The sequence below is a fragment of the Serratia bockelmannii genome (assembly GCF_051803255.1).
Taxonomy (GTDB): Bacteria; Pseudomonadota; Gammaproteobacteria; order Enterobacterales; family Enterobacteriaceae; genus Serratia; species Serratia bockelmannii.
The window spans coordinates 1,243,882-1,270,176 of record NZ_CP196512.1 but is presented as its reverse complement, the minus strand read 5'-3'; the positions used below and the strand labels follow the sequence as shown (position 1 = coordinate 1,270,176).

Below are 26,295 nucleotides of genomic sequence, written 5' to 3'. Positions count from 1 at the left end.
GAAGCTGCCATTCTTAAAGAATGGTGGGTCGTGCAGGATAACTCGGCCTTTGGCCTCGCCCTTGCGGGCCATCACCGGAGTGATGTTGTCTCGCTGCGCGAGACTCGAACCTTTACGGTTCTCATCCTTTACGATTCTCTATCGCAGCCATTCGCGAAGAATGGTGGGTCGTGCAGGATTCGAACCTGCGACCAATTGATTAAAAGTCAACTGCTCTACCAACTGAGCTAACGACCCATAACAGTGGTGGGTGATGACGGGCTCGAACCGCCGACCCCCTCCGTGTAAAGGAGATGCTCTACCAACTGAGCTAATCACCCACTGTTGTGGTTACTGCTACTTCAGAAATTGGTGGGTCGTGCAGGATGACTCGGCCTTTAGCCTCGCCCTGACGGGCCATCACTTCGTGATGTTATCCTTCCCGATTCCACTTCATTTCTTGCTTCAAAATTGGTGGGTCGTGCAGGATTCGAACCTGCGACCAATTGATTAAAAGTCAACTGCTCTACCAACTGAGCTAACGACCCAATTTCCCTGCCGCTTTAACATCTTGCAAGATGTCTTGGCAACGGCGGCATATATTACTAATTTATCTTGGCAGCGCAACCTAAATTTTTTACCGATGCGTTCAACTGCTTGTTCTTCACGCGAATAAGCCCAGAAATCGGTCAAATCGACTAACTTCTGGGCTCATTTTTCTGACTGTTAACCGCCTACGCGACTTTTCGCCTGTTTGGCCGCCGCACTGGTTGGGTATTGTTTAATCACCTGCTGGAACACGGCTTTGGCTTTATCGGCCTGCCCTTTCTCCTGCATGATGATACCCACCTTGTACATGGCGTCCGGCGCCTTCGGTGATTTAGCGTAATTCTTCACCACCACCGCAAAATAGTAGGCCGCGTCGTCTTTTTTACCCTTGTTGTAGAACAACTGACCCAGCCAATAGTTGGCGTTGGGCTGATAGGTAGACTTCGGGTACTGTTTTACGAAGGACTGAAAGGCAGAAATCGCCTGGTCATACTGTTTTTTTTCCAGCGCCAGAGAAACAGCGGCGTTGTAGTCGCTGTTCTCATCACCGCCGCTCGGCGTTGCAGACGCGGCTGCAGGCGCGCTGCTGCCCGCATCGGAAGATGCGCCTGCGGCTGCCCCACCGGCAGCGCCCGCGGCCGCAGAGGCGCTCTGAGCGCCGCCCTGGCTGAGGCTATCCATCTGCTGATAGATTTGCTTCTGGCGTTCAACCACCTGATTCAACTGATACTGACTTTCCTGGATTTGCCCACGGAGAGAATCAATGTCGCGTTGGTTATCAGAGAGTTGTTGCTGGAGTTGGTTTAAAAGCTGGCCTTGAGCATTGCTGATGCGCTCAAGCGAGGTGACGCGGTCTTCGACCGAGCCGGAGCCGACATTACTGATTGGCGCTTGGGCAGTAGCGGCCCAGGGGGCCGCTACGCCAACCAGTAACGACAGACTCAACAGGTGACGTCTGAAGTTACTGTTCATGCGATTCTCTTAGTAAACCAGAACGGCACGACGGTTTTTAGCATAAGCCGCTTCGTCGTGGCCCAGTACTGCTGGTTTTTCTTTACCGTAAGAAACGATAGAGATCTGGTCAGCGGAAACGCCTTTACCCTGCAGGTACATTTTAACGGCGTTAGCACGGCGCTCACCCAGAGCGATGTTGTATTCCGGCGTGCCGCGTTCGTCAGCATGGCCTTCAACGGTCACTTTGTAAGACGGGTTGTTACGCAGGAATGCAGCGTGCGCGTCCAGCATCTGAGCGAATTCGGAGCTAACGTCATACTTGTCCAGGCCGAAGTAAACGATGTTGTTCTTCTGCAGTTCTTGCATCTGCAGACGAGCTTGTTCTTCGGAAGACAGGTTGCTGCTGCCGTTTTCCATACCAGTGCCAGCGCCCATACCAGATTGGTCGTTGTTCGCGCTTTTGTTAGAACTACAAGCTGCTACAGCCAGAACTGGCAGTGCCAGCAGAAGCCCTTTCAGCACTTTGTTCAGTTGCATTTCTTTGATCCTTTTATAGTTTGCCATACATATTTACACATGCATCACAGATACGGCGACCAGGCAGGGAATTTGACCTGTCCATCAGTTGCCGGAAGACGCGCTTTGAAACGCCCATCAGTTGACACCAACTGCAGCACGGAGCCCATACCTTGCGTGGAGCTATAGATCACCATGGTGCCGTTTGGCGCAATACTAGGCGTTTCATCCAGGAAGGTGCCGGTCAAAACCTGAACGGCGCCCGATCCAAGATCTTGTTTGGCGATGTGTTGTGCACCACTGTTGGTGCTCACCATCACCAGGAATTTACCGTCGGAGCTGACTTCAGAATCCTGGTTCTGAGAGCCTTCCCACGTCAGACGCTGTGCGGCACCGCCGCTGGCGCTGATTTTATAAATCTGCGGACGCCCGCCCTGGTCGGAGGTAAACGCCAGCGACTGGCCATCCGGGAACCAGGTCGGTTCGGTGTTGTTGTTGCGACCATCGGTCAGCTGCGTGATTTGGCCGGAGCCGAGGTTCATCACGTACAGGTTCAGGCTGCCGCTCTTGGACAGCGCGAACGCCAGCCTGCTGCCGTCCGGAGAGAACGCCGGCGCACCGTTGTGGCGCGGGAACGAGGCGATCTGGCGGATAGCGCCGTTAGCCAGGGTCTGTACCACCAGCGCGGAACGGCCGCTCTCGAAGGTCACGTAAGCCAGTTTGCTGCCGTCCGGCGACCAGGCCGGCGACATCAGCGGCTCAGGCGAACGGTGCACCGTGAACTGGTTGTAACCGTCGTAATCCGCTACGCGCAGCTCATACGGGAATTTCCCCCCGTTGGTCTGCACGACGTAGGCGATACGGGTACGGAACGCGCCCTTGATGCCGGTCAGCTTCTCGAACACTTCGTCGCTGGCGGTATGGGCAGAATAACGCAACCACTGTTTGGTCACTTTATACTGGTTCTGCGCCAATACGGTGCCCGGCGAACCCGAGGTGTCCACCAGCTGGTAGGAGATCAGGTAGCTGCCGTCGGCGCCAGGCTGAACCTGGCCGACAACCACGGCGTCGATGCCCAATGCAGTCCATGCCGCCGGCGTCACTTCAGACGCGGAGGTCGGTTGCTGCGGCATGCGCGCCACGTCGATCGGGTTGAATTTGCCGCTGTTGCGCAGATCCGCGCCGACAATCTTGCCGATATCTTCCGGCGGCGTGCCTGGGCCCGCCCACTTAAACGGCACCACGCCAATCGGGCGAGCGGAGTCGACCCCTTGGGTGATTTCAATGCGAACTTCCGCGTGCAACACGGACGCCCACAGAATTAAAAAACCTAGCGCTACTCGAAATGCCTGCTTCATCTCATCTCCCTTATCCAGGCGGGATGCCTGCGATAAATTAGCAGAATTTTAACAAACCAACTTACGTAAAACTACATAATCCCTGTTGGTTACCTTAGTACATCCCTGTGATCTTACTCAGTCAATCAACCGTTATTGTGGCTTGAATTCAAGGATAGAATTCTTAAAGTGCTGATAAACGGCATCGCTCGGCGGCTTCGGTATATGCGCCAACTTGGCGGCAGACACCGCTGCCTGACACAGAGCAGGATCGCCCCCCGCCGCTTGTACGCTTATCAGCAGGCCGTCCGGCGCCAGCTTGATACGCAGGTCGCAGGTTTTGCCGGCGAACGAACTGGCGTCATAGAACTTGCTCTGAATCGCCCCTTGGATCTGCCCCATATAACCGCTGATATCCGCCCCGCTGGCCCCAGCCGCTTTGGCATTGCCCTGCCCGGCCGGTTTACCGTCACCTTTCGATTTAGCACCGCCGCCTTTCGGCGCGTTCTTGCCGTCCGCCAGGCCGCCAAAGATATCGTCGACTTCCGCCGATTGCTTCGCAGCCTCGGCGGCGGCCTTCTTCTTGGCGTCCGCAGCGGCTTTCTTGGCAGCGGCTGCTTTCTCGGCGGCAGCTTTCTTCTCCGCTTCAGCGGCGGCCTTCTTCTCGGCTTCCGCTGCGGCTTTTTTATCGGCTTCAGCAGCCGCTTTCTTCTCCGCGGCCTCTGCGGCTTTTTGCTCTGCGGCGGCAGCCGCGGCTTTCTTCGCCTCTTCCGCCTGTTTCTTGGCGGCGGCAGCGGCGGCCGCTTCTTTCTTGGCTTCCGCTTCGGCTTTCTTCTGCGCGTCCGCCTGTGCCTTGGCGACCTTTTCCGCTTCGGCCTTCGCCTTGGCGGCGGCGGCTTCGGCGACCTTCTGTTGCTCTTTAGCCTTGGCTGCGGCGGCTTCCGCCGCTTTTTGCTGCTCGGCGGCCTGCTTCTGCTGCTCCGCTGCCTTCTGCTGTTGCTCAGCCTGCGCTTTGGCGTCCTGCGCAGCTTTCTCCTGCGCCGCCAAACGCTCTTTCTCCAGCTCCTTCAGGCGCTGTTGCTGCTCCGCCTGCTTCTGCTGAAGCTCTTCGGCCTGTTGCTCCGCCTTTTTCTGGCGCTGCTTCTCGGCACGCTGCGCATCGTTGCTCTGCTGCTGCTGGCGGTTGTATTGCTCCACCACCGCGCCAGGATCGACCATCACTGCACCCACCACGGTGCCATCACCGCCACCGCCGGCGCCCATGTCGACCTTTTCCTGCAGCGATCCCCAAATCAGCAGGGCAATCAATATGAAGTGCAGAACGACCGAAACAATAACGGCGCGGTTCAGCTTATCGTTTTGCTCAGTTGCCTTTACCAAAATAGATTCCCAAAAACTGGTGTTGCTTATACGGGGTTCCTGGGCCACAGCGCAGGAACCGGGTTGCCGTTCGCCTTACGGTCAGATCGGCTGGGTCATCAGCCCCACGGAAGCCACGCCCGCCTGATGGAGAATATTCAATGCCTTGATAATCTCATCGTAAGGGACTTCCTTCGCACCGCCGATCAAAAAGACCGTTTTCGGGTTAGCCGCCAAACGCGACTTGGCTTCGGCCGCGACTTGTTCAGGCGGCAGCAGCTCCATACGGTTGTGATCCACCACCAGGGTGTATTGACCTACGCCGGAAACCTCAAGGATCACCGGCGGATTGTCATCGCTGGACACCGTTTTGGAATCGGTGGCGTCCGGCAGGTCAACCTCCACGCTCTGCGTGATGATTGGCGCGGTTGCCATAAAGATCAGCAGCAGCACCAGCAACACGTCGAGCAGCGGAACGATGTTAATTTCGGACTTCAGCTCGCGCCGACTACGTCCACGTACTCTCGCCATGCTACCTCCTACTTATTTGCTGTCGCTGGAGAAGGCCTGACGATGCAGAATAGCGGTGAACTCTTCCATAAAGTTGTCGTAATTCTGCTCAAGCTTGTTGACGCGCTGGTTGAGACGGTTGTAGGCCATTACCGCCGGGATAGCGGCGAACAGACCGATCGCGGTGGCGATCAGCGCTTCGGCGATACCCGGCGCTACCATCTGCAGCGTGGCTTGTTTCACCGCGCCCAGCGCGATAAAGGCGTGCATGATCCCCCACACGGTGCCGAACAGGCCGATGTACGGGCTGATCGAACCGACGGTGCCGAGGAACGGAATATGGGTTTCCAGCGTTTCCAGCTCGCGGTTCATCGAAATGCGCATCGCGCGCGACGCCCCTTCGATCACCGACTCCGGCGCATGGTTGTTGGCGCGGTGCAGGCGGGCGAACTCTTTGAAGCCGGAATGGAAGATCTGCTCGGAACCGGTCAGGCTATCGCGACGCGCCTGACTTTCCTGGTACAGACGGGAAAGCTCGATACCGGACCAGAATTTGTCTTCAAAGGCTTCGGCGTCACGCGTCGCCGCATTGAGGATGCGGGTGCGCTGAATGATGATCGCCCAAGAAGCTACCGAGAAGCATATCAAAATCAACATGATAAGCTTAACCAGCAGGCTCGCCTTCAAGAATAAATCTAGGATGTTCATGTCAGTCACTGCTTAAACTCCGCGACAATAGACTTAGGAAGCGCTCTTGGCTTCATTTGGTGTGGATCAATACAGGCAATCAGGACATCTGCCTGGCTCAGTAGGGCCCCGTCAGAATTGACAATGCGTTGAGCAAACGTGAGAGAAGCCCCGCGCAGACAGGTGATTTCGCTCTGGACCTCCAGTTGCTCGTCGAGACGAGCCGGAGCCAGATAATCCACCGTCATGCGCCGGACGACAAAAGCGACTTGTTCACTGAGCAGCTGCTGTTGATGAAAGTTGTGCTGACGCAGCATCTCTGTGCGCGCTCTTTCAAAAAAGGCGACGTAGCGGGCGTGATAGACCACACCACTGGCATCGGTATCCTCGTAGTAAACGCGAACCGGCCATCGAAACAACGTATTACTCACTCTACTTCCCAGCAATGCAATTTAACGCTGCTACTATACGCAAGACGGATCGGGTTGGGAATGGGTTACAAGATGGGAATGAAAATAATTATGGGCCGTGAGGGCCCATAACAAGGGGACATCGGGGAGATTATAAAGAAACGTAAAGTAATCCTGCGAACAAGATCACAATGGCGGGAAGCGGCGCGAAAAAAGCGCGCCAGACGCTGCGCTGCGGGCGGAATCCGAAACCGTGGATCACCCCGGCGCACACCGCCCAAATCAGCAACAGCCCTTCCCAAATCTCCAGCGAGCTGGTTTTGGCGGCGAAACGCGTCGGATCCCAGAACACGCACCCCGCCAAAATCAACGCCAGCACCAGGGAAAGGGCCCGGATCGGGCCCTTGTCGGTGACAGCGTACAGCTTGTCAATCACGGACGAGCTCATCACTTACCGTCTTGCTGAGCTTTGGTCGCTTCGCTCTGCTCAAGCGCCAGCGCCGTGATAATGCCGAAGGCGCAGGCAAGAAGCGTTCCGAGAATCCAGGCAAAATACCACATGGTTTAGCTCCTTATCCTTAGTACAGCGAATGCTTGTTGTTTTCGATGTAGTTCTTGTCGAGGCGACCGAACATTTTGTAGTACGACCAGCTGGTGTACGCCAAAACGATAGGCACGAAGATCGCAGCCACGACGGTCATCACTTTCAGCGTCAACAGGCTCGAGGTCGCATCCCACATGGTCAGGCTGACGTTAGGCACAGTGCTCGACGGCATCACGAACGGGAACATGGTGACCCCGGCGGTGAGGATGACGCAGGCGATGGTCAACGACGAGGTGACGAACGCCAGCGCGCCCTTCTCCAGACGCGAGAACAGGATGGTGAACAACGGCAGCACCACGCCCAGCGCAGGCAAGGCCCACAGCAGCGGATACTTGTTGAAGTTGATCAGCCAAGCACCGGCCTGATGCGCCACTTCTTTACGCATCGGGTTGGATTCCGCCAGGGTGTCCAGCGCCGACGTCACGACGAAGCCGTCGATGCCTTTCACCAGCCATACGCCCGCCAGCAGGAAACATACCGCCATGATCAGCGTCGCGATCTGTGCCGCAGCGCGTGAACGCAGGTGGATCTCGCCGGTGGTGCGCATTTGCAGGTAGGTCGCGCCCTGGGTGACCAGCATGGTCAGGCTGACCACGCCCGCCAACAGACCGAACGGGTTCAGCAGTTGGAAGAAGTTGCCGGTGTAGAACAGGCGCATGTACTCGTCCATGTGGAACGGCACGCCCTGCAGCAGGTTACCGAACGCCACACCGAATACCACTGCAGGCACGAAGGAGCCGATGAAGATGCCCCAGTCCCACATGTTGCGCCAGCGGCTGCTCTCCAGCTTGGAACGGTAGTCGAAACCGACCGGGCGGAAGAACAAGGCGGCCAGCACCAGGATCATGGCGACGTAGAAGCCGGAGAAGGCCGCTGCGTAGACCATCGGCCAGGCGGCGAACAGCGCGCCGCCGGCGGTGATCAGCCACACCTGGTTACCGTCCCAGTGCGGAGCGATGGAGTTGATCATCACCCGGCGCTCGGTGTCGGTTTTGCCGATGATGCGCACCAGAATGCCGACGCCCATGTCGAAACCGTCGGTGACGGCGAAGCCGATCAGCAGAACGCCAACCAGGACCCACCAAATAAATCGCAGTACTTCATAGTCAAACATACGTGGACTCCTGTTTAGCGCGCTTCCTGCACGGCGGCAGTCGGTTGTTCAAAGTGATAGCGGCCGGTTTTCAGGCTGCTTGGACCCAGACGCGCAAACTTGAACATCAGGTACAATTCAGCCACCAGGAACAGGGTGTACAAGCCGCAGATCAGCCCCATCGAGAACAGAATGTCGCCCGCAGTCAGCGAAGAGTTGGCGACCGCCGTCGGCAGCACCTCACCAATCGCCCACGGTTGACGGCCGTACTCCGCCACGAACCAACCGGACTCGATCGCGATCCAAGGCAGCGGCAAACCGTACAGCGCGGCGCGGTGCAGCCATTTTTTCTGGCCGATGCGGCCGCGGATCACGTTCCAGAACGACAGGCCGATGATCAACAGCATGATCACGCCACAGGCCACCATGATGCGGAAGGCGAAGTACAGCGGCGCCACGCGCGGAATGGAGTCCTTGGTCGCCAGCTGGATTTGCGCTTCCGTCGCGTCGGTGACGTTCGGGGTATAGCGCTTCAGCAGCATGCCGTAGCCCAGGTCTTGCTTGGTTTTGTTGAATTCGGCACGCACCGCAGGATCGGTATTGCCGCCGCGCAGCTCTTCCAGCAGCTGGTAGGCTTTCATCCCGTTGCGGATGCGCACTTCATGCTGCGCCATCAGATCTTTCAGGCCGGTGACCTGAGTGTCCGTGGAGCGGGTGGCGATCAGGCCAAGCGCATACGGGATCTGAATAGAGAAGGAGTTTTCCATCTTGTCCTGATCGGGAATGCCGAACAGGGTGAAGGACGCCGGTGCCGGCTGGGTGTCCCATTCCGCTTCGATAGCGGCCAGTTTGGTTTTCTGCACGTCGCCCATTTCGTAGCCGGATTCATCACCCAGAACGATAACGGACAGAATGGCAGCCATACCGAAGCTGGCAGCGATGGCGAAGGAGCGCTTGGCAAAGGCGATGTCGCGGCCTTTCAGCAGGTAGTAGGAGCTGATGCCCAGAACGAACATCGCGCCGCAGGTGTAGCCGGAAGCCACGGTGTGAACGAATTTCACCTGCGCAACCGGGTTAAGCACCAGTTCGGAGAAGCTGACCATCTCCATGCGCATGGTTTCGAAGTTGAAATCCGAAGCGATCGGGTTCTGCATCCAGCCGTTGGCGACCAGGATCCACAGCGCGGACAGGTTGGAGCCGAGAGCCACGAACCAGGTTACCGCCATGTGCTGCACCTTGCTCAGACGATCCCAGCCGAAGAAGAACAGGCCGACCAGCGTCGATTCAAGGAAGAACGCCATCAGACCTTCGATAGCCAGAGGGGCCCCGAAGATATCGCCGACGTAGTGAGAGAAATACGACCAGTTAGTCCCGAACTGGAACTCCATGGTCAAACCGGTGGCCACACCCAGAGCAAAGTTAATCGCAAATAACTTTCCCCAGAATTTGGTCATGTCTTTATAAATTTGTTTGCCAGACAGGACATATACCGTTTCCATAATTGCCAGCAAGAACGCCATACCGAGCGTTAATGGGACAAATAAGAAATGGTACATCGCCGTTAAAGCAAACTGTAAGCGCGACAGTTCGACAATATCAAACATCTTGACTCCTTGCTCCTCGCAGGAAGACTCCGACACGCGGTTATCGGCACGCTTCTTTCAAAGCTGCCAGTAACGCCCCGCAGTGAATGCCCTTAAACACAACAAATTTGATCCAGCTTCTCCGCTTTCAACCGCACACTCGGCCAATAGCCCCTCGGGCCCTCGACAAGCACGCCACTGAAAACCGACAACGGGTAACAAATGCAACAAGATCAACCATCCATAATCACAACATGGATGATACTCGCCCAATCCCACACAATAAATAGGTTTTTACGTGACGTGGGTTAGACTTTTGGTTACAGGTCAAATCTTAGCCGAAAGAGGTACTTCGGGCTAATTTGATCTGAGACAATTTAAGCCTATCCGCATCTTATTTCCATATTCATCAGCACATTTCGCATAATTTTCTTAGGGTCATGTTGCGCAATGGTTTAATTGTTTTTTAATGATATTTTTGTGTTAAATAAATGTAATTTAAAAGAGCCGCCATTGTATTATTACGCGCTTATTATGCGACATAATTAACCTTTTATTTCCAATAAGCCGTGACAGTGATAGCAGTCACAAAACAACAAATCTCTCTCCAATATTAGTCTATTTCTCGCGATGGGATCGTAAAGGTTGCGATTTTGTAGCAAAATGACCACTAATGTTAAAATTACATTGAGTGACAATAACTTATGAAAAAAATCATCTTTGCCTCTGCATTGGGACTCTCGGGAAACGTCATGGCCGCCGAAACGGTAAATATCACCTTGCTGGGTACTTCCGATCTGCACGGCACTTTCGTGCCCTGGGACTACGCCAGCGACACGGAAAATCTGGCGGGCAGCCTGAGCCAGATAGCCACTCAGGTCAAACAGGTGCGGGCCGAGCAGCCCAACCTGATCCTGGTGGACGCCGGCGACACCATTCAGGGCAATTTCGTCGAAACCTTCAAGCATGAGGCCGTCAGCCCGATGATGCTGGGCCTCAACGCGCTCAATTATGATGTCTGGGTGATGGGTAACCACGAGTTCGACTTCGGCCTGCCGGTACTGGCTACGCCGCTCAAGCAGTTCAAAGGCGCGGCGCTGGCGGGCAATATCGTCTGGGACAACGGCAAGCCTTACCTGCCGGCCTACACCATCGTCGAACGCCAGGGCGTGAAAATTGGCATTATCGGTATGGATACGCCGATGACCGCCGAATTCGCCAAGGGCACCGATCGCATCAAAGGGCTGAACTTCACCGATCCGGTGCAGGCGGTGAAACAGGTCATCAGGCAAATCGACGGCCAGGTCGACGCCATCGTGCTGGTGGCGCATATGGGCATCGACAACGAGAACCAGCGCCCCGGCACCGGCGTGGCCGACATCGCCAACGCCAACCCGGAGCTGGCGGCGATCGTCGCCGGCCACATGCATGTGAAGATCGATAAAGCGGTGGTTAATGGCGTCATCATCACCGAGCCGGATAAATACGGCCGCGCACTGTCGCGCATCGACCTGCAGTTTGAACACCGCGACGGCAAATTCACGCTGATCGACAAAAACAGCTACACCTACCCGATCAAAGGGCTGGCGCCGGACAGCGCCATGCAAGCGCTCTACCAGCCGTACCATGACATTTTGCGCGCCAACGCCAACCGGGTCGTGGCGAAGCTGAGCGGCAGCGATCTGGTGCCCGCCGACGAGTTTCGCGGCATTCCTCAGGTACACGTGCAGGATACCGGCATCAGCGCGCTGTTCCAGCAGGCCGCCCGCCACTATGCGCCGCTGGCGCAGGTGATCGCCCTGCAGATCGACAACGATCGCGCCAAATTGGACGTCGGCGACATCAAGGCCAAGGATATCGCCTTTAACTACCAATACGCCGGCGGCGAGATCACCGTGTATCAGCTCAACGGCAAAGCGCTTAAACGCTACATGGAGTGGTCCGCCGACTATTTCAATCAGCTGCAGCCTGGCGACGTCACCTACAGCTTTAACCCGGCGCGGCGATCGTCCAAATATTCCACCAACGATTTCTTCGACGGCGTCACTTACACCATCGATCTGCGCCAGCCCGCCGGTTCGCGCATCGTCGATCTGCGTCTGGCGGACGGCACGCCGGTCACCGACGACATGCCGATCCGCCTGGGCATGAACAGTTACCGCATGGGCCACCTGACGCAAAAGGGCGGCGCGCTGGAGGGGCAATCCTTCCCGGTGCTGTTTGACAGCAAAGCGCAATACGGTGAAGAAGAAGGCACTATTCGCCACCTGGCTCTGCGCTACCTGACGGAAGTGAAACACGGCCAGTATCAGGGCGTGACGCCGCAGCGCTGGAAGCTGGTCGGCCTGGAGGGGTACGAACCGCAGCGGGCGATCGTCAAACGGTTGCTCAATGAAGGCGTTATCCAAGTGCCGACCACCGACGATGGCCGCTACACCAACGTCGCCTCGATCAACGTCAAAGACGCGCTGTTCCGCAACGCCGACGATTACCGCACCGCCCTCACCTCGCTGGAAAAACAGCGGCAAACTACCGTGGATCCGGTACAACAGCGCCGCCTGCAGGATCGGATCGCGCTGATCAAAGCACTCAACGATTTCTGATCTTCGCCCATAAAAAAGGCCACCCAATGGGTGGCCAAACATGTCGAGATATTATTATTTCGTACTAAGATCTTAGCGCTTCAGCACCGCTTTTACCGCGTCGCCGATGTCCGCCAGGCTGCGAACGGTTTTCACGCCCGCCGCTTCCAGCGCAGCAAACTTCTCGTCCGCCGTGCCTTTGCCGCCTGCGATGATGGCGCCCGCGTGGCCCATACGCTTGCCTTTCGGCGCGGTTACGCCGGCGATGTAGCCGACAACCGGTTTGGTGACGTGTTCTTTGATGTAAGCTGCCGCTTCTTCTTCAGCGCTGCCGCCGATCTCACCGATCATCACGATCGCTTCGGTCTGCGGATCCTGTTGGAACATCTTCAGGATATCGATGAAGTTGGAGCCCGGGATCGGGTCGCCGCCGATACCCACGCAGGTGGACTGGCCCAGACCGGCATCGGTGGTTTGTTTCACCGCTTCATAGGTCAGGGTACCGGAGCGGGAAACGATGCCCACTTTGCCCGGCAGGTGGATGTGGCCAGGCATGATGCCGATTTTGCACTCGCCCGGGGTGATCACGCCAGGGCAGTTCGGCCCGATCATGCGCACACCGGCTTCGTCCAGCTTCACTTTCACGGTCAGCATATCCAGGGTCGGGATGCCTTCGGTGATGGTGATGATCAGTTTGATGCCGGCATCGATCGCTTCCAGGATGGAGTCTTTGCAGAACGGCGCTGGAACGTAGATGACCGAGGCAGTCGCGCCGGTCGCTTCAACCGCTTCGCGCACGGTGTTGAACACCGGCAGACCCAGATGCTGAGTGCCACCTTTGCCCGGGGTGACGCCGCCAACCATTTTGGTGCCGTAAGCGATAGCTTGTTCGGAGTGGAAAGTCCCCTGGCTACCGGTGAAGCCCTGGCAAATTACTTTGGTGTTTTTATCGATTAAGATGGACATTATTTACCCTCCACTGCTGCAACAACTTGCTGAGCCGCATCAGTCAGGCTGGTCGCAGCAATGATATTCAGGCCGCTGTCCGCCAGTTTCTTGGCGCCCAGTTCGGCATTGTTCCCTTCCAGGCGCACCACGACCGGGACGTTAACGCCCACTTCGGCCACTGCGCCGATGATGCCGTCGGCGATCAGATCGCAACGTACGATACCACCGAAGATGTTAACCAGAACCGCTTTCACCTTGTCATCGGACAGGATGATTTTGAACGCTTCGGTCACGCGCTCTTTGGTCGCGCCGCCGCCAACGTCCAGGAAGTTGGCCGGTTCGCCGCCGTGCAGTTTAACGATGTCCATAGTGCCCATCGCCAGACCGGCGCCGTTAACCATGCAGCCGATGTTACCGTCGAGGGCAACGTAGTTCAGCTCCCACTGAGCAGCACGGGATTCGCGCTCGTCTTCCTGCGAAGGGTCACGCATTTCACGCAGTTCCGGCTGGCGGAACAGGGCGTTACCGTCGGCGCCCAGTTTGCCGTCCAGGCACACCAGATCGCCCTGCTTGGTGATCACCAGCGGGTTGATCTCAACCATCGCCAGATCGCGCTCCAGGAACAGCGTCGCCAGGCCCATGAAGATCTTGGCGAACTGGCTGACTTGCTTACCGGTCAGACCCAGTTTGAAGGCCAGCTCACGGCCCTGATAGGGCTGTGGACCCGCCAGCGGATCGATGGTCATTTTGTGGATCAGTTCTGGGGTTTCTTCCGCCACCTTCTCGATTTCCACGCCGCCTTCGGTAGACGCCATGAACACCACGCGACGGGTAGAACGATCCACTACCGCGCCCAGGTACAGCTCTTTATCGATGTCGGTCGCCGCTTCTACCAGGATCTGGTGAACCGGCTGGCCCAGCGCGTCAGTCTGGTAAGTCACCAGACGCTTGCCCAACCAGGCTTCCGCGAAAGCACGGATATCTTCTTTGCTGTTGACGACTTTAACGCCGCCCGCTTTACCACGGCCGCCAGCATGAACCTGACATTTCACCACCCACGGGCCGGAGCCGATTTTGGATGCGGCTTCTTCTGCTTCACGCGGAGTGGTACAGGCGTAACCGGTTGGTGCCGGCATGCCATACCGAGCAAACAGCTGTTTTGCCTGATATTCGTGTAAATTCATGATGTTCTATCCATTCAGTTCTGAAGGTTTTTAGCCGGACCATTATTACGCGGTAAACCGCATGGTTTTCCGGCCACATAGCACAGAGTGCGGGCGCGGCACGCCGCGCCCGGCAAGGGTTACTAGACGTCCAGCAGCAGACGAGCCGGATCTTCCAGCATCTCTTTGACCGTCACCAGATAGCCGACGGATTCTTTACCGTCGATCAGGCGGTGGTCATAAGACAGCGCCAGATACATCATCGGCTGGATCACCACCTGACCATTGACCGCCATTGGGCGATCTTTGATGGCGTGCATGCCCAGGATGGCGCTCTGCGGCGGGTTGATGATCGGGGTAGACATCAGGGAGCCGAATACGCCGCCGTTGGTAATGGTGAAGTTACCGCCGGTCAGCTCTTCAACGGTCAGTTTGCCGTCGCGGCCCTTAACGGCCAGCTCTTTGATTTTCTTCTCGATGTCAGCCATGCTCATGGCGTCTACATCGCGCAGTACCGGAGTCACCAGGCCGCGCGGGGTAGAAACCGCGATGCTGATGTCGAAGTAGTTGTGGTAAACCACGTCGGAACCGTCGATCGACGCGTTCACTTCCGGGAAGCGCTTCAGCGCTTCAACCACGGCCTTGATGTAGAAGGACATGAAGCCCAGACGCACGCCGTGGCGCTTCTCGAAGGCTTCGCCGTACTGCTTGCGCAGGTCCATGATCGGCTGCATGTTGATTTCGTTGAAGGTGGTCAGCATCGCGGTGCTGTTCTTCGCCTCCAGCAGACGCTCGGCAACGCGTTTGCGCAGGCGGGTCATCGGCACGCGTTTTTCGCTGCGGCCGGCCAGAACAGGCTGCGGTGCGGCTTCAGCGGCGGCGGCCGGTTTGGCAGCGGCGCCGCCTTTGGCCAGGTGCGCTTCCACGTCTTCACGCGTGATGCGGCCACCCACACCGGTGCCTTTGATGGCGCCAGCATCGAGATCGTGTTCAGCAATCAGGCGGCGAATCGCCGGGCTGAGCGCGTCATTGCTTTCTTCTTCCAGGCTCGCGGTAGCGCGCTGTGCAGGCGTGGCTTCTTTCTCTTGGCTCTTCTCAGCGGTCGGCTTGCCGGAGCTGTCGCCCGGACGGATGCGGCCGAGCAGCTGGCGAGACAGCACGGTCGCGCCCTCTTCTTCCACGATAGCATCGAGAATACCCGCTTCACTGGCCGGCACTTCCAACACCACTTTGTCGGTTTCGATTTCAACCAGGACTTCATCACGCTGCACGCTGTCGCCCGGTTTTTTGTGCCAGGTGGCTACGGTCGCATCGGCAACCGATTCAGGAAGGTCAGGAACCAGAATATCTACGCTACTCATTTAGCTTTCCCTTAAGTTTTTTATCATCTGCTTGCCGGCCCTCGGCCAGCAAGCGAGCGAACATTAGTCAATATTCAGCGCGTCGTTCACCAGAGCCTGCTGCTGCTTCTGGTGTACGGACATATAGCCCACCGCCGGAGAGGCGGAGGCCGGACGTCCTGCGTAACGTAAAGAAGCCCCGAACGGCACCACTTCACGGAAGTTGTGTTGGCTGCAGTACCAGGCGCCCTGGTTCAGCGGCTCTTCCTGACACCAGACGAAATCATGCACGTGCGAGTATTGTTCCAGCACGGCCTGCACGGCCTGATGCGGGAACGGATACAGCTGCTCGATACGCACGATGGCCACGTCTTTCTGCTCGTTCTTGCGACGCTGTTCCAGCAGGTCGTAGTAGACCTTGCCGGAGCACAGCACGACGCGCTTGACCGCTTTCGGATCCAAGTCGTCGATCTCGCCGATCGCCGGCAGGAAGGTGCCGTTGGCCAGCTCGTCCAGCGAAGAAATCGCCAGCGGGTGACGCAGCAGCGACTTCGGCGACATCACCACCAGCGGACGGCGCATACCGCGCAGCGCCTGACGACGCAGCATATGGTAAACCTGCGCCGGCGTAGACGGGACGCACACCTGCATGTTCTGCTCTGCGCACAGCTGCAGATAGCGTTCCAGACGCGCGGAAGAGTGCTCAGGGCCCTGGCCTTCATAGCCGTGCGGCAGCAGCATCACCAGGCCGCACATACGGCCCCATTTTTGCTCGCCGGAGCTGATGAACTGGTCGATAACGACCTGTGCGCCGTTGGCGAAGTCACCGAACTGCGCTTCCCAGATGGTCAGCGTGCGCGGTTCCGCCGTGGCGTAGCCGTATTCGAACGCCAGCACCGCCTCTTCAGACAGCACGGAGTCCCAGACCTTGAATTCGCCCTGGCCGCTGTGAATATTCGCCAGCGGAACATAGACGGAACCGTTTTTCTGGTTGTGCACCACCGCGTGACGGTGGAAGAAGGTGCCGCGGCCGGCGTCTTCACCGGAGATGCGGATCGGGATGCCTTCATCCGCCATAGTCGCGTAAGCCAGCGTTTCGGCAGCGCCCCAGTCGAACGGCTTGTTGCCCGACGCCATCTCGGCGCGGTCAGCGTAGATTTTCGCCACGCGCGACTGCATTTCAATCGCTTCCGGCACGGTGCTGATGCGACGTGCCAGCTCTTGCAGGCGCTTCATCTCAACCTTGCTCGGGTACTCCTCGTCCCACTCATGGTTCAGATACGGTGACCAGGTGAAGGAGTGCAGGTTCATCGGACGCCACTCTTCAACCACGCAATCGCCGCGGTCGAGCGCGTCGCGGTACAGGTTGACCATTTCCGTGGCATCTTCCAGACTGGCCACTTTCTGCTCGGTCAGCACGTCAGCGTAGATTTTGCGCGGCGTAGGGTGTTTCTTGATCTTCTGATACATCACCGGCTGGGTAGCGCTCGGCTCGTCGGCCTCGTTGTGCCCATGGCGACGGTAGCAGACCAGATCGATCATCACGTCACGCTTAAAGGTGTTACGGAAATCCAACGCCAGGCGGGTGACGAAGGCCACGGCCTCCGGATCGTCCGCGTTAACGTGGAAGATCGGCGACTGAACCATTTTGGCGATGTCGGTGCAGTATTCGGTAGAGCGCGCATCCAGCGGGTTGGAGGTGGTGAAGCCAACCTGGTTGTTGATGACGATACGCACGGTGCCGCCCACTTCGTAACCGCGAGCCTGAGACATGTTCAGGGTTTCCTGAACCACGCCCTGGCCGGTGATGGCGGCGTCGCCGTGGATGGTGATCGGCAGCACCATGTTGCTGCGCGCTTCGTCCAGACGATCGCGACGGGCACGTACCGAGCCCATGACCACCGGGCTGACGATCTCCAGGTGCGACGGGTTGAACGCCAGCGCCAGGTGAACCATGCCGCCTTCGGTTTCCACGTCGGAAGAGAAGCCCTGGTGATATTTCACGTCACCGGTGCCGAGGTGTTCTTTATGCTTACCGGCGAATTCGTCGAACAGATCGGCCGGCTTTTTGCCCAGCACGTTGATCAGCACGTTCAGACGGCCGCGGTGGGCCATGCCCAACACCACTTCGCGCGTGCCGTTCTTACCGGCGTGGCGCACCATCTCTTTCAGCATCGGCACCAACGCGTCGCCGCCTTCCAGCGAGAAGCGTTTGGCGCCCGGGAATTTGGCGCCCAGGTAGCGTTCCAGGCCTTCCGCCGCAGTCAGCTCGTTCAGGAAACGGCGTTTTTCGTCGGCGGTAAAGCTGGCGCGCCCCACCACCGATTCGATGCGCTGCTGGATCCAGCGTTTCTCTTCGGTGTTGGTGATATGCATGTACTCAGCACCGATCGACCCGCAATAGGTCTGCTTCAGCGCGGCGTACAGATCGCCCAGCTTCATGGTTTCTTTGCCGATGGCGAAAGAGCCCACGTTGAAGGTTTCCTGGAAATCGGCTTCGGTCAGGTTGTGGTAAGCGGGATCAAGGTCAGGAACTTGCTCGCGCTGCCACAGGCCGAGCGGATCGAGGTTGGCATGCTGATGCCCGCGGAAGCGGAAGGCGTTGATCAGCTGCAGTACCTTGACCTGTTTGGCGTCGGTTTCCGGATCGGTGATGGTGGTATTGTAGCGCGCGGAGTCTTTCGCCAGGCGGCGGAAGTAGTCGCGCGTTTGAGAGTGAAGCTGATCGGGTTTGACACCCGCGGTTGGTAGCTGTTGAAAAATGGAACGCCAGCTATCTTCAACGGAACCCGGATCGGTTAAGAAGTCTTCATAGAGCTGTTCTATGTAAGACTGGTTCGCGCCCGCCAGATAGGAGGAATCCAGCCAGGCCTTCATTGCGCCGTTCTGCATCATGATCCCTTAAGCTTTGAAGCTTTAGTTTTCGCCGTGGTTAACATAATTACCGTGATGAATACGGTTTGCCGTAAAACGGTTCACTCGACGTACTTGCGGCCATGACGGCCCGATACGTTCTGTTATGGACCTTGCGGTCCCTTACAAGGAACCTCTAAAAACCGGCGGAAGAACCAGGCTGCATAGCGCCGCAGCCGCGGGTCAGTTTTTAGAGGTTCCCTCCCCTATGGGATGTGCGCCGGAAAAGAGCCCGGCGCAGCATCTCATTCCGTTTATGCGCCGCGTTGCAGCAGCATGGACTTGATATGCCCGATCGCACGCGTCGGGTTCAAGCCTTTAGGACATACACTGACACAATTCATAATGCTATGGCAGCGGAAAACACTAAAAGCGTCGTCCAGATCATCTAAACGTTCTTGCGTTTCCGTGTCACGGCTGTCGATCAGGAAGCGATACGCCGCCAACAGACCGGCTGGGCCAATGAACTTGTCCGGGTTCCACCAGAACGATGGGCAAGAGGTCGAGCAGCAGGCGCACAGGATGCACTCGTACAGACCGTCCAGCTTGGCGCGTTGGTCCGGCGACTGCAGGTGCTCGCGCGCCGGCGGGTTCTTGCCGTCGTTCAGCAGGTATGGCTTGATCTTTTCATACTGGGTATAGAACTGGCCCATATCCACCACCAGATCGCGCACCACCGGCAGGCCCGGCAGCGGACGGATCACGATCTTGCCGTTGCCTTTGCGCAGCGACGAAATCGGGGTGATGCACGCCAGGCCGTTTTTACCGTTCATGTTCAGGCCATCGGAACCGCATACGCCTTCACGGCATGAGCGACGGAACGACAGGGTCGGGTCTTTTTCTTTCAACTGGATCAACGCATCCAGCAGCATCATGTCGCGACCTTCTTCCGCTTCCAGGGTGTAATCCTGCATGTGCGGCGCGTCATCGACATCCGGGTTGTAGCGATAAATGGAAAATTCGAGTTTCATCTGTCGATCTCCGCAATTAGTAAGAACGCACTTTCGGCGGGAATGCCGGGCGCAGCTTCGGTTGCATGTTCACTTCACGACGCGTCATGCTTTCCGATTGCGGCAGATACAGCGAATGGCACAGCCAGTTGGCGTCATCGCGTTCCGGGTAGTCGAAGCGGCTGTGTGCGCCACGGCTCTCGGTACGGAAGTTGGCCGACACAGCGGTGGAATACGCGGTCTCCATCAGGTTATCCAACTCCAGGCACTCGATGCGCTGGGTGTTGAACTCGCTGGAGGTATCGTCCAGGCGTGCGTTCTTCAGACGTTCACGGATCACTTTCAGTTCTTCCAGGCCCTTGGCCATCGCATCGCCTTCACGGAATACCGAGAAGTTGTGCTGCATGCAAGACTGCAGCGCTTTGCGAATTTCGACCGGGTCTTCACCGGAACGGGTGTTGTTCCAACGGTTCAGACGGTCCAACGAGGCTTCCACGTCGGAGTCGCTGGCGTCACGGCTCACGCCCTGCTCTTCCAGCGATTCCTGCAGGTGCATGCCGGCGGAACGGCCGAACACCACCAGGTCGAGCAGCGAGTTGCCGCCCAGGCGGTTGGCGCCGTGCACCGATACGCAGGCGATTTCGCCCACGGCGAACAGCCCCGGGATCACCACGTCTTCACCCTTCTCGTTCACGGTCAGCGCCTGGCCGGTCACCTTGGTCGGAATGCCGCCCATCATATAGTGACAGGTTGGGATAACCGGGATCGGCTCTTTCACCGGATCGACGTGCGCGAAGGTGCGGGACAGCTCCAGAATGCCCGGCAGACGGGATTCCAGTACCTCTTTGCCCAGGTGATCCAGCTTCAGCTTGGCGTGCGGGCCCCAAGGACCGTCGCAACCGCGGCCTTCGCGGATTTCGATCATGATCGAACGGGCAACCACGTCGCGGCCCGCCAGATCTTTGGCATTCGGCGCATAACGCTCCATGAAGCGCTCGCCGTGTTTGTTCAGCAAGTAACCGCCTTCGCCGCGGCAGCCTTCAGTCACCAGTACGCCCGCGCCAGCGATGCCGGTCGGGTGGAACTGCCACATTTCCATGTCCTGCACCGGCACGCCAGCGCGCAGCGCCATGCCGACACCGTCGCCGGTGTTGATGTGGGCGTTGGTGGTGGACTGATAAATACGGCCTGCGCCGCCGGTCGCCAGCACGGTGGCCTTGGCTTTGAAGTAAACCACTTCACCGGTTTCGATGCAGATAGCCGTGGTGCCGACCACCGCGCCATCCTGGTTTTTCACCAGATCGAGCGCATACCACTCGGAGAAGATGGTGGTGTGGTTTTTCAGGTTCTGTTGGTACAGGGTGTGCAACAGCGCGTGACCGGTACGGTCGGCTGCGGCTGCGGTACGCGCCGCCTGCTCGCCGCCGAAGTTCAGCGACTGGCCGCCGAACGGGCGCTGATAAATGCGGCCGTCGTCCAGACGAGAGAACGGCAGGCCCATGTGTTCCAGTTCCAGAATTGCTTCCGGGCCGGTTTTACACATATATTCGATGGCGTCCTGGTCACCGATATAGTCGGACCCTTTCACCGTGTCGTACATATGCCATTCCCAGTTGTCCTCGTGGCTGTTGCCCAGCGCGACGGTAATGCCGCCCTGTGCAGACACGGTATGGGAACGGGTCGGGAAAACTTTGGACAGCAGGGCACAGGTCGAGCCCGCTTGGGAAATTTGCAGCGCGGCACGCATGCCCGCACCGCCGGCGCCGATTACGACGGCATCAAACTCTCTGACTGGCAGTTTCATTTAAGCACCCCACACTACGATTGTTCCGTACAGTAAATAGACCAGCAACGCGACCACGACAGCCAGCTGCAACACCAGGCGAACCGCCAGCGGCTTGACGTAGTCCGTCAGCACCTGCCACAGCCCGATCCAGGCGTGCACCAGAATCGACAGCAAGGTCAGCAGAGTGAACACTTTCGTAATGGAAGTGGCGAAGAAACCGCGCCAAATGTCATAAGTGAGTTCCGGAGCCGTGACGAAAAAGCCCAGGATATACAGGACGTACAGGGTGATGATGATCGCGGAAGCACGCAGCAGCAGCCAATCGTGCACGCCGTTGCGCCCTAATGCAGAAACGTTGTTTACCATACGAGGACTCCAGCCAGAACTGACAGCACGACGGTCAGACCGATCGCCACCTGGGCGGAACGGGTACCGGCGGCCAAACTCTCTTCGATGTAGCCAAAATCCATTAACAAGTGACGGATGCCACCGCAAATGTGATAGGCCAGCGCCGTGAGGATGCCCCAGAATATGAATTTGACGATGAAGCTATTCATGATGGCGGCCGCCTGCAGGAACCCCTCTTGGGAAGAGAGTGACAGGCCCAGCAGCCAGAGGAGGATACCCACGGCAACGAAGGTAATTACGCCAGAGACTCGGTGTAAGATAGACGCTATCGCAGTTACGGGGAACCGGATCGTTTGCAGATCCAAGTTGACAGGTCGTTGTTTTTTCACGTATTTGCCCACACAGCTCTTATTATTTTCCTTCCTCCGGGCCTGGGCGGGGATCAGACAGCGTTAAGAGCCTAAAACCCTTACACGTCACGCGCTCAAACATCAACATCCTCTGTGCTCAAACGGCGCGCATTTATAACGCTGGGTGCTCCTACTTCAGGGTAATCCGGAGACCTGGCGGCAGTATAGGAGGATCACATTCTGATTACAATTCTCATACAACCGCTTTGATAACATTTCCCCCGAACAGTGATTCAGATCACGGATTTCACAATTAGTGCAAAATTAATTATCTGATTTGACAAGAGATCAACATTTCCATTACATATAGGGGCACAAACGGTCCTATGATGCGCTATGGGTCAGCAGATACACTTCCTCCCGGGTTCGAGTTATGCAACAGTGTATTTGGCGAACCTATCCCAATAGACGTTGTTTCCCGCTCGAGTTTGCCGGCGTCAAAAGCAAATAAAGCACATAAAAACAGATTATTGGGATAGGTTCACATCTCTTCGAACAGCTCATAGGTAAGATTAACAGACTATAACGAATTACTCTGAATCGTTAACAACTGGTCACCCGTCTCGTTCGCCTGGTCAGCACTCTGTACCCTACCCGCGCACAGTTGCGCAGTCGCTCACAGAGTTAGCGTCCGCACCATTTTTTGCGGGCAACCTGCAGAGATTTAAGGTATTTCAGTTGTTAGTGGTTTTTTAAAATAAGGCGCTAAGGAGACAGTAAATGACTGATAAGAAAGCGACGCTAACCATTAACGACAGCGAAGCTCCGATCGAACTGGGCGTATTGACACCGACACTGGGCCCTGATGTCCTCGATGTCCGCGCTCTGGGTTCCAAAGGTTATTTCACATTTGATCCCGGCTTTACCTCCACCGCTTCTTGCGAATCCAAGATTACCTTCATCGACGGCGACAAAGGCGTGCTGCTGCACCGCGGCTTCCCTATCGAGCAGCTGGCGAAAGAATCTTCCTACCTGGAAGTGTGCTACATCCTGCTGTACGGCGAGACCCCAACGCCGGAAGAGTTCGAAACCTTCAAGACGACCGTAACCCGTCACACCATGATCCACGACCAGATCACCCATCTGTTCCGTGGCTTCCGTCGCGACTCGCACCCGATGGCGGTGCTGTGCGGCGTGACCGGTGCGCTGGCGGCGTTCTACCACGATGCGCTGGACGTCAACAACGAACGTCACCGCGAAATCACCGCGTTCCGTCTGCTGTCCAAAATGCCGACCGTGGCCGCGATGTGCTACAAATACTCCCTGGGCCAGCCGTTCGTTTACCCGCGCAACGATCTGTCCTATGCCGGCAACTTCCTGCACATGATGTTCGCCACCCCGTGCGAAGAGTACGTGGTGAACCCGGTGCTGGAACGCGCCATGGACCGCATCCTGATCCTGCACGCCGACCATGAGCAGAACGCCTCTACCTCGACCGTGCGCACCGCCGGCTCTTCCGGCGCCAACCCGTTCGCCTGCATCGCGGCCGGTATCGCCTCCCTGTGGGGGCCGGCACACGGCGGCGCCAACGAAGCGGCGCTGAAAATGCTGGAAGAGATCAAGACCGTCGAGCACATTCCAGAGTTCATCAAGCGCGCCAAGGACAAGAACGACTCCTTCCGCCTGATGGGCTTCGGCCACCGCGTGTACAAGAACTACGATCCGCGCGCCACCGTGATGCGCGAAACCTGTCACGAAGTGCTGAAAGAGCTGAACAAGAAGGACGACAACCTGCTGCAGGTCGCGATGGAGCTGGAACACATCGCGCTGAACGACCCGTACTTCATCGAGAAGAAACTGTACCCGAACGTCGACTTCTACTCAGGCATCATCCTGAAGGCGATGGGCATTCCTTCTTCCATGTTCACCGTGATCTTCGCCATCGCACGCACCATCGGCTGGATCGCCCACTGGAACGAAATGCACGACGAAGGCATCAAAATTGCCCGTCCGCGTCAGCTGTACACCGGCTATGCCGAGCGTGATTTCAAATCCCAGCTGAAAAACAAGTAAGCCGCCGCTTTCCTGGCTGAAACCGCACAGCGCCGCCCCTTCGGGCGGCGTTTTTTTGTATGCAAAAACCCCCAGCTAGGCTGGGGGTTCCGTAAAGCTTTCAGCTTTGAGCCAGTTATAAAGACCCCTTTTGATTTGTTAAAACAGTTTGCGGTCTGGCAACTGCGAACGTTCAACAAGAAATCAAAAGGGGGTCCCTATGAGGGACGAAAAGAGCTTAGCGCACACGCGCTGGAACTGTAAATATCACATAGTATTTGCGCCGAAGTACCGAAGACAGGTGTTCTACGGGGAAAAGCGCAGAGCAATTGGCAGTATCTTAAGAAAGCTTTGTGAATGGAAAAGCGTGAATATTCTGGAGGCGGAATGTTGTGTGGATCACATCCATATGCTTCTGGAAATTCCCCCCAAGATGAGTGTATCGGGGTTTATGGGGTATCTGAAGGGCAAGAGCAGCCTGATGCTTTATGAGCAGTTTGGGGATTTGAAGTTCAAATACCGTAACAGGGAGTTTTGGTGTCGAGGGTATTACGTTGATACGGTGGGTAAAAATACAGCCAAGATACAAGAATACATAAAGCACCAACTGGAAGAGGATAAGATGGGTGAGCAGTTGTCGATCCCCTATCCAGGTAGCCCGTTTACGGGTCGGAAGTAACCGATAGAAGCAAATGTCAGATCGCGATGCGCCTGTTAGGGCGCAGCTGGCAAGAGAGCCTTATAGGCGCATATGAAAAACCTCCGGCTATGCCGGAGGATATTTATTTGGTTATTTCTGGCAGCCCGGGCACCAATAAAACGGCCGCGATGACAGCTCGGTGCGCACAATCATCGCGCCGCAGCGTTCGCAAGGCTCACCGCTGCGATGAAATACCTTGAAGCGAAACAGCGCGCCGTGATGCCGGTTGTCATCCGCCTGCCCGCGCGTCTGGTAGGAAAGGCGCGGCACTGCCAGCAACGCCTCCGCCAGACGGCGCAGCGCCTCTGGCGTCAGATCCTGCGGTTTATGCTGCGGCGCCAGTTCGGCCTGCCACAGGATTTCGGCACGCAGATAATTGCCCAATCCGGCAAGAAATGCCTGGTCGAGCAGCATGCCGCTCAGCTGCCTACGGCGAAAACGCGGCGTCAGCAACCGCTCCGCCACGGCGTCTACCGTCAGCGACATGTCCAACACGTCAGGGCCGATGCGTTGTAAAAACGGGTGTTGTTCTACCTCCTCGCGCGGCCCGACGGTAATGTCGGAAGCGCTGTAGAGCAATATCGCGCTGCGGGCGGTTTCCAGTCGCACCCGCAGATCGCGTTTGGTCTCCGGCGTCTCTCCTGCCGCCGCCACTTTCCACACGCCATACAGCTGGTTATGGCTGTACATCGTCAGCCCATTGGAGAAATGGGTCAGCAGCGCCTTGCCGCGCGGCTCGATGGCGACGATACGCTCGCCGATCAGACGCTGGCGATAGTGTTTCAACTGAGGAAAAGCGAAATCGACGGCGGTCAACGGCTGATCGATCACCGCCGCCGCCAGTTTGTCCGCCGCCCGGCGAATCTCCGGTCCTTCCGGCATAGACCACTCCTTGCGTAGACCCGGCGCAGCCCGGTGCGCCGGGAGTGTTCTTGATTAATGCGTTGCGCCACCCACCACTTTCAGATCGTGTTCCACCTGCAAAGCGATGGAAACGGCCAGCTCCAGCGCAAACAGCACCGTCGAAGCCGCCATGCTCGGCGCACCGGGGTGGGCCGCCGCCTGTTCCGGCAGGTACGGAATATGGATAAAGCCGCCCTTCACCTCACGCTGGCCGCTCAAACGGTGCAGCAGCCCATACATCACATGGTTGCACACGTAGGTGCCGGCAGTCTGCGAAACGGCGGCCGGAATGCCGGCCTCGCGCATCGAACTGACCATCGCCTTGATCGGCAAGGTGCTGAAATAGGCCGCCGGGCCGCCGGCGACGATCGGCTCGTCCACCGGCTGCTGCCCCTGATTGTCGGGAATGCGCGCATCGTCGACGTTGATCGCCACCCGTTCAATCGTGATATCGGTGCGGCCGCCGGCCTGGCCGATAGCCAGCACCATCACCGGCTGCACCTCATCGATCGCCGCATTGAGCGCCTCCAGCGCCGCGCCGAACACGCACGGCAGCTGGCGCGCCACGATGCGCGTGCCGACCAGCTCCATATCATTGAGCTGCTTCACCACTTCCCAGGAGGGGTTAAGGCGTTCTCCGCCAAACGGCTCAAAGCCGGTAATCAATACTTTTTGCATC

Annotated in this window: 24 protein-coding genes, 3 tRNA genes and 1 other RNA gene; 3 read left to right on the top strand and 25 right to left on the bottom strand. The window is 57.4% G+C overall.

From position 1 onward, the window contains the following. Positions 1-21: 21 nt before the first annotated feature. The 15 genes from ACSJLU_RS06050 to cydA form a co-directional block, all read right to left on the bottom strand. Positions 22-146, bottom strand: a non-coding RNA gene (locus ACSJLU_RS06050) — RtT sRNA. 15 nt (positions 147-161) lie between these two features. Beyond that, positions 162-237: transfer RNA gene (locus ACSJLU_RS06045), tRNA-Lys, on the bottom strand. A 7-nt stretch (positions 238-244) separates the two neighbouring features. Next, a tRNA-Val gene (locus ACSJLU_RS06040) sits at positions 245-320 on the bottom strand. Positions 321-451: 131 nt separating this feature from the next. Then, positions 452-527, bottom strand: a tRNA-Lys gene (locus tag ACSJLU_RS06035). Positions 528-705: 178 nt separating this feature from the next. Beyond that, positions 706-1,500: a cell division protein CpoB gene (gene cpoB, locus ACSJLU_RS06030; protein WP_004939852.1), complete on the bottom strand. Its 795-nt coding sequence runs from the start codon at positions 1,498-1,500 to the stop codon at positions 706-708. Between the two features lie 9 nt (positions 1,501-1,509). Continuing rightward, positions 1,510-2,019 carry a peptidoglycan-associated lipoprotein Pal gene (pal, locus tag ACSJLU_RS06025; RefSeq protein WP_025160033.1) on the bottom strand — a complete coding sequence of 170 codons (510 nt, stop codon included), beginning with the start codon at positions 2,017-2,019 and terminating at the stop codon, positions 1,510-1,512. Positions 2,020-2,063: 44 nt separating this feature from the next. Then, positions 2,064-3,356, bottom strand: a complete 1,293-nt coding sequence (gene tolB / locus ACSJLU_RS06020; protein ID WP_025301887.1) for a Tol-Pal system beta propeller repeat protein TolB — start codon at positions 3,354-3,356, stop codon at positions 2,064-2,066. A 132-nt stretch (positions 3,357-3,488) separates the two neighbouring features. Further along, positions 3,489-4,715 carry a cell envelope integrity protein TolA gene (gene tolA / locus ACSJLU_RS06015; protein ID WP_380828127.1) on the bottom strand — a complete coding sequence of 409 codons (1,227 nt, stop codon included), beginning with the start codon at positions 4,713-4,715 and terminating at the stop codon, positions 3,489-3,491. An 81-nt stretch (positions 4,716-4,796) separates the two neighbouring features. Beyond that, a complete protein-coding gene (gene tolR / locus ACSJLU_RS06010) occupies positions 4,797-5,225 on the bottom strand; it encodes a colicin uptake protein TolR (RefSeq protein WP_004939859.1) in 429 nt (142 codons plus the stop codon). A gap of 12 nt (positions 5,226-5,237) precedes the next feature. Continuing rightward, positions 5,238-5,921 (bottom strand): Tol-Pal system protein TolQ, encoded by a 684-nt coding sequence (tolQ, locus tag ACSJLU_RS06005; protein WP_004939862.1) that lies wholly within the window; start codon positions 5,919-5,921, stop codon positions 5,238-5,240. After that, entirely contained in the window at positions 5,918-6,322 is a 405-nt protein-coding gene (gene ybgC, locus ACSJLU_RS06000) for a tol-pal system-associated acyl-CoA thioesterase (protein ID WP_025160034.1), read from the bottom strand. Before ybgC ends, tolQ begins: the two co-directional genes overlap by 4 nt. A 130-nt stretch (positions 6,323-6,452) precedes the next feature. Next, positions 6,453-6,749 carry a cyd operon protein YbgE gene (gene ybgE / locus ACSJLU_RS05995; protein WP_025301885.1) on the bottom strand — a complete coding sequence of 99 codons (297 nt, stop codon included), beginning with the start codon at positions 6,747-6,749 and terminating at the stop codon, positions 6,453-6,455. After that, positions 6,749-6,862 (bottom strand): cytochrome bd-I oxidase subunit CydX, encoded by a 114-nt coding sequence (gene cydX, locus ACSJLU_RS05990; RefSeq protein WP_004939868.1) that lies wholly within the window; start codon positions 6,860-6,862, stop codon positions 6,749-6,751. The genes ybgE and cydX overlap by 1 nt, the downstream gene beginning before the upstream one ends. Before the next feature lie 17 nt (positions 6,863-6,879). Next, complete coding sequence (gene cydB / locus ACSJLU_RS05985) at positions 6,880-8,019, bottom strand: cytochrome d ubiquinol oxidase subunit II (RefSeq protein WP_019454033.1); 1,140 nt, start codon at positions 8,017-8,019, stop codon at positions 6,880-6,882. Positions 8,020-8,033: 14 nt separating this feature from the next. Next, positions 8,034-9,602: a cytochrome ubiquinol oxidase subunit I gene (cydA, locus tag ACSJLU_RS05980; RefSeq protein WP_019454034.1), complete on the bottom strand. Its 1,569-nt coding sequence runs from the start codon at positions 9,600-9,602 to the stop codon at positions 8,034-8,036. 683 nt (positions 9,603-10,285) lie between these two features. Between cydA and ACSJLU_RS05975 the strand changes: the two genes are divergently transcribed. Then, on the top strand, positions 10,286-12,184 hold the full coding sequence (locus ACSJLU_RS05975; protein ID WP_164068520.1) for a bifunctional metallophosphatase/5'-nucleotidase: 1,899 nt from the start codon (positions 10,286-10,288) through the stop codon (positions 12,182-12,184). Positions 12,185-12,256: 72 nt separating this feature from the next. Here ACSJLU_RS05975 and sucD read toward each other — a convergent pair whose 3' ends face one another. From sucD to sdhC, 8 genes are all read right to left on the bottom strand, one after another. Next, the gene (gene sucD / locus ACSJLU_RS05970) at positions 12,257-13,129 is read right to left on the bottom strand and encodes a succinate--CoA ligase subunit alpha (RefSeq protein WP_004939878.1); all 873 of its coding nucleotides are present in this window, start codon (positions 13,127-13,129) and stop codon (positions 12,257-12,259) included. Next, positions 13,129-14,295 carry an ADP-forming succinate--CoA ligase subunit beta gene (gene sucC, locus ACSJLU_RS05965; protein WP_025301883.1) on the bottom strand — a complete coding sequence of 389 codons (1,167 nt, stop codon included), beginning with the start codon at positions 14,293-14,295 and terminating at the stop codon, positions 13,129-13,131. The genes sucD and sucC overlap by 1 nt, the downstream gene beginning before the upstream one ends. A gap of 122 nt (positions 14,296-14,417) precedes the next feature. Then, a complete protein-coding gene (gene odhB, locus ACSJLU_RS05960; protein ID WP_060447623.1) occupies positions 14,418-15,635 on the bottom strand; it encodes a 2-oxoglutarate dehydrogenase complex dihydrolipoyllysine-residue succinyltransferase in 1,218 nt (405 codons plus the stop codon). A 63-nt stretch (positions 15,636-15,698) separates the two neighbouring features. After that, complete coding sequence (gene sucA / locus ACSJLU_RS05955) at positions 15,699-18,506, bottom strand: 2-oxoglutarate dehydrogenase E1 component (RefSeq protein ID WP_049208652.1); 2,808 nt, start codon at positions 18,504-18,506, stop codon at positions 15,699-15,701. A 275-nt stretch (positions 18,507-18,781) separates the two neighbouring features. Further along, entirely contained in the window at positions 18,782-19,498 is a 717-nt protein-coding gene (locus tag ACSJLU_RS05950; protein ID WP_025301880.1) for a succinate dehydrogenase iron-sulfur subunit, read from the bottom strand. 16 nt (positions 19,499-19,514) lie between these two features. Then, positions 19,515-21,281 carry a succinate dehydrogenase flavoprotein subunit gene (sdhA, locus tag ACSJLU_RS05945; protein ID WP_015376974.1) on the bottom strand — a complete coding sequence of 589 codons (1,767 nt, stop codon included), beginning with the start codon at positions 21,279-21,281 and terminating at the stop codon, positions 19,515-19,517. Then, a complete protein-coding gene (sdhD, locus tag ACSJLU_RS05940) occupies positions 21,282-21,629 on the bottom strand; it encodes a succinate dehydrogenase membrane anchor subunit (RefSeq protein ID WP_004939891.1) in 348 nt (115 codons plus the stop codon). After that, a complete protein-coding gene (gene sdhC / locus ACSJLU_RS05935) occupies positions 21,623-22,012 on the bottom strand; it encodes a succinate dehydrogenase cytochrome b556 subunit (protein ID WP_004939893.1) in 390 nt (129 codons plus the stop codon). The genes sdhD and sdhC overlap by 7 nt, the downstream gene beginning before the upstream one ends. A gap of 729 nt (positions 22,013-22,741) precedes the next feature. Here sdhC and ACSJLU_RS05930 point away from each other — a divergent pair. Together ACSJLU_RS05930 and tnpA are read left to right on the top strand one after the other, a co-directional pair. Next, entirely contained in the window at positions 22,742-24,034 is a 1,293-nt protein-coding gene (locus ACSJLU_RS05930) for a citrate synthase (protein WP_016928730.1), read from the top strand. 199 nt (positions 24,035-24,233) lie between these two features. Continuing rightward, the gene (tnpA, locus tag ACSJLU_RS05925) at positions 24,234-24,692 is read left to right on the top strand and encodes an IS200/IS605-like element IS1541B family transposase (protein ID WP_141997679.1); all 459 of its coding nucleotides are present in this window, start codon (positions 24,234-24,236) and stop codon (positions 24,690-24,692) included. A gap of 111 nt (positions 24,693-24,803) precedes the next feature. On the opposite strand, the gene nei is transcribed toward tnpA, so the two are convergent. Then, positions 24,804-25,595: an endonuclease VIII gene (nei, locus tag ACSJLU_RS05920; RefSeq protein WP_197823891.1), complete on the bottom strand. Its 792-nt coding sequence runs from the start codon at positions 25,593-25,595 to the stop codon at positions 24,804-24,806. Positions 25,596-25,649: 54 nt separating this feature from the next. Beyond that, positions 25,650-26,294, bottom strand: a complete 645-nt coding sequence (gene pcp, locus ACSJLU_RS05915; RefSeq protein WP_016928732.1) for a pyroglutamyl-peptidase I — start codon at positions 26,292-26,294, stop codon at positions 25,650-25,652. Position 26,295: the final 1 nt, after the last annotated feature.

Bases quoted from the DNA above. Each gene is read 5' to 3' on its own strand.
- cpoB (WP_004939852.1), bottom strand. From the start codon at position 1,500: ATGAACAGTAACTTCAGACGTCACCTGTTGAGTCTGTCGTTACTGGTT.
- pal (WP_025160033.1), bottom strand. From the start codon at position 2,019: ATGCAACTGAACAAAGTGCTGAAAGGGCTTCTGCTGGCACTGCCAGTT.
- tolB (WP_025301887.1), bottom strand. From the start codon at position 3,356: ATGAAGCAGGCATTTCGAGTAGCGCTAGGTTTTTTAATTCTGTGGGCG.
- tolR (WP_004939859.1), bottom strand. From the start codon at position 5,225: ATGGCGAGAGTACGTGGACGTAGTCGGCGCGAGCTGAAGTCCGAAATT.
- ybgE (WP_025301885.1), bottom strand. From the start codon at position 6,749: ATGAGCTCGTCCGTGATTGACAAGCTGTACGCTGTCACCGACAAGGGC.
- cydX (WP_004939868.1), bottom strand. From the start codon at position 6,862: ATGTGGTATTTTGCCTGGATTCTCGGAACGCTTCTTGCCTGCGCCTTC.
- cydB (WP_019454033.1), bottom strand. From the start codon at position 8,019: ATGTTTGACTATGAAGTACTGCGATTTATTTGGTGGGTCCTGGTTGGC.
- cydA (WP_019454034.1), bottom strand. From the start codon at position 9,602: ATGTTTGATATTGTCGAACTGTCGCGCTTACAGTTTGCTTTAACGGCG.
- ACSJLU_RS05975 (WP_164068520.1), top strand. From the start codon at position 10,286: ATGAAAAAAATCATCTTTGCCTCTGCATTGGGACTCTCGGGAAACGTC.
- sucD (WP_004939878.1), bottom strand. From the start codon at position 13,129: ATGTCCATCTTAATCGATAAAAACACCAAAGTAATTTGCCAGGGCTTC.
- sucC (WP_025301883.1), bottom strand. From the start codon at position 14,295: ATGAATTTACACGAATATCAGGCAAAACAGCTGTTTGCTCGGTATGGC.
- odhB (WP_060447623.1), bottom strand. From the start codon at position 15,635: ATGAGTAGCGTAGATATTCTGGTTCCTGACCTTCCTGAATCGGTTGCC.
- sucA (WP_049208652.1), bottom strand. From the start codon at position 18,506: ATGCAGAACGGCGCAATGAAGGCCTGGCTGGATTCCTCCTATCTGGCG.
- ACSJLU_RS05950 (WP_025301880.1), bottom strand. From the start codon at position 19,498: ATGAAACTCGAATTTTCCATTTATCGCTACAACCCGGATGTCGATGAC.
- sdhA (WP_015376974.1), bottom strand. From the start codon at position 21,281: ATGAAACTGCCAGTCAGAGAGTTTGATGCCGTCGTAATCGGCGCCGGC.
- sdhD (WP_004939891.1), bottom strand. From the start codon at position 21,629: ATGGTAAACAACGTTTCTGCATTAGGGCGCAACGGCGTGCACGATTGG.
- ACSJLU_RS05930 (WP_016928730.1), top strand. From the start codon at position 22,742: ATGACTGATAAGAAAGCGACGCTAACCATTAACGACAGCGAAGCTCCG.
- tnpA (WP_141997679.1), top strand. From the start codon at position 24,234: ATGAGGGACGAAAAGAGCTTAGCGCACACGCGCTGGAACTGTAAATAT.
- nei (WP_197823891.1), bottom strand. From the start codon at position 25,595: ATGCCGGAAGGACCGGAGATTCGCCGGGCGGCGGACAAACTGGCGGCG.
- pcp (WP_016928732.1), bottom strand. From the start codon at position 26,294: ATGCAAAAAGTATTGATTACCGGCTTTGAGCCGTTTGGCGGAGAACGC.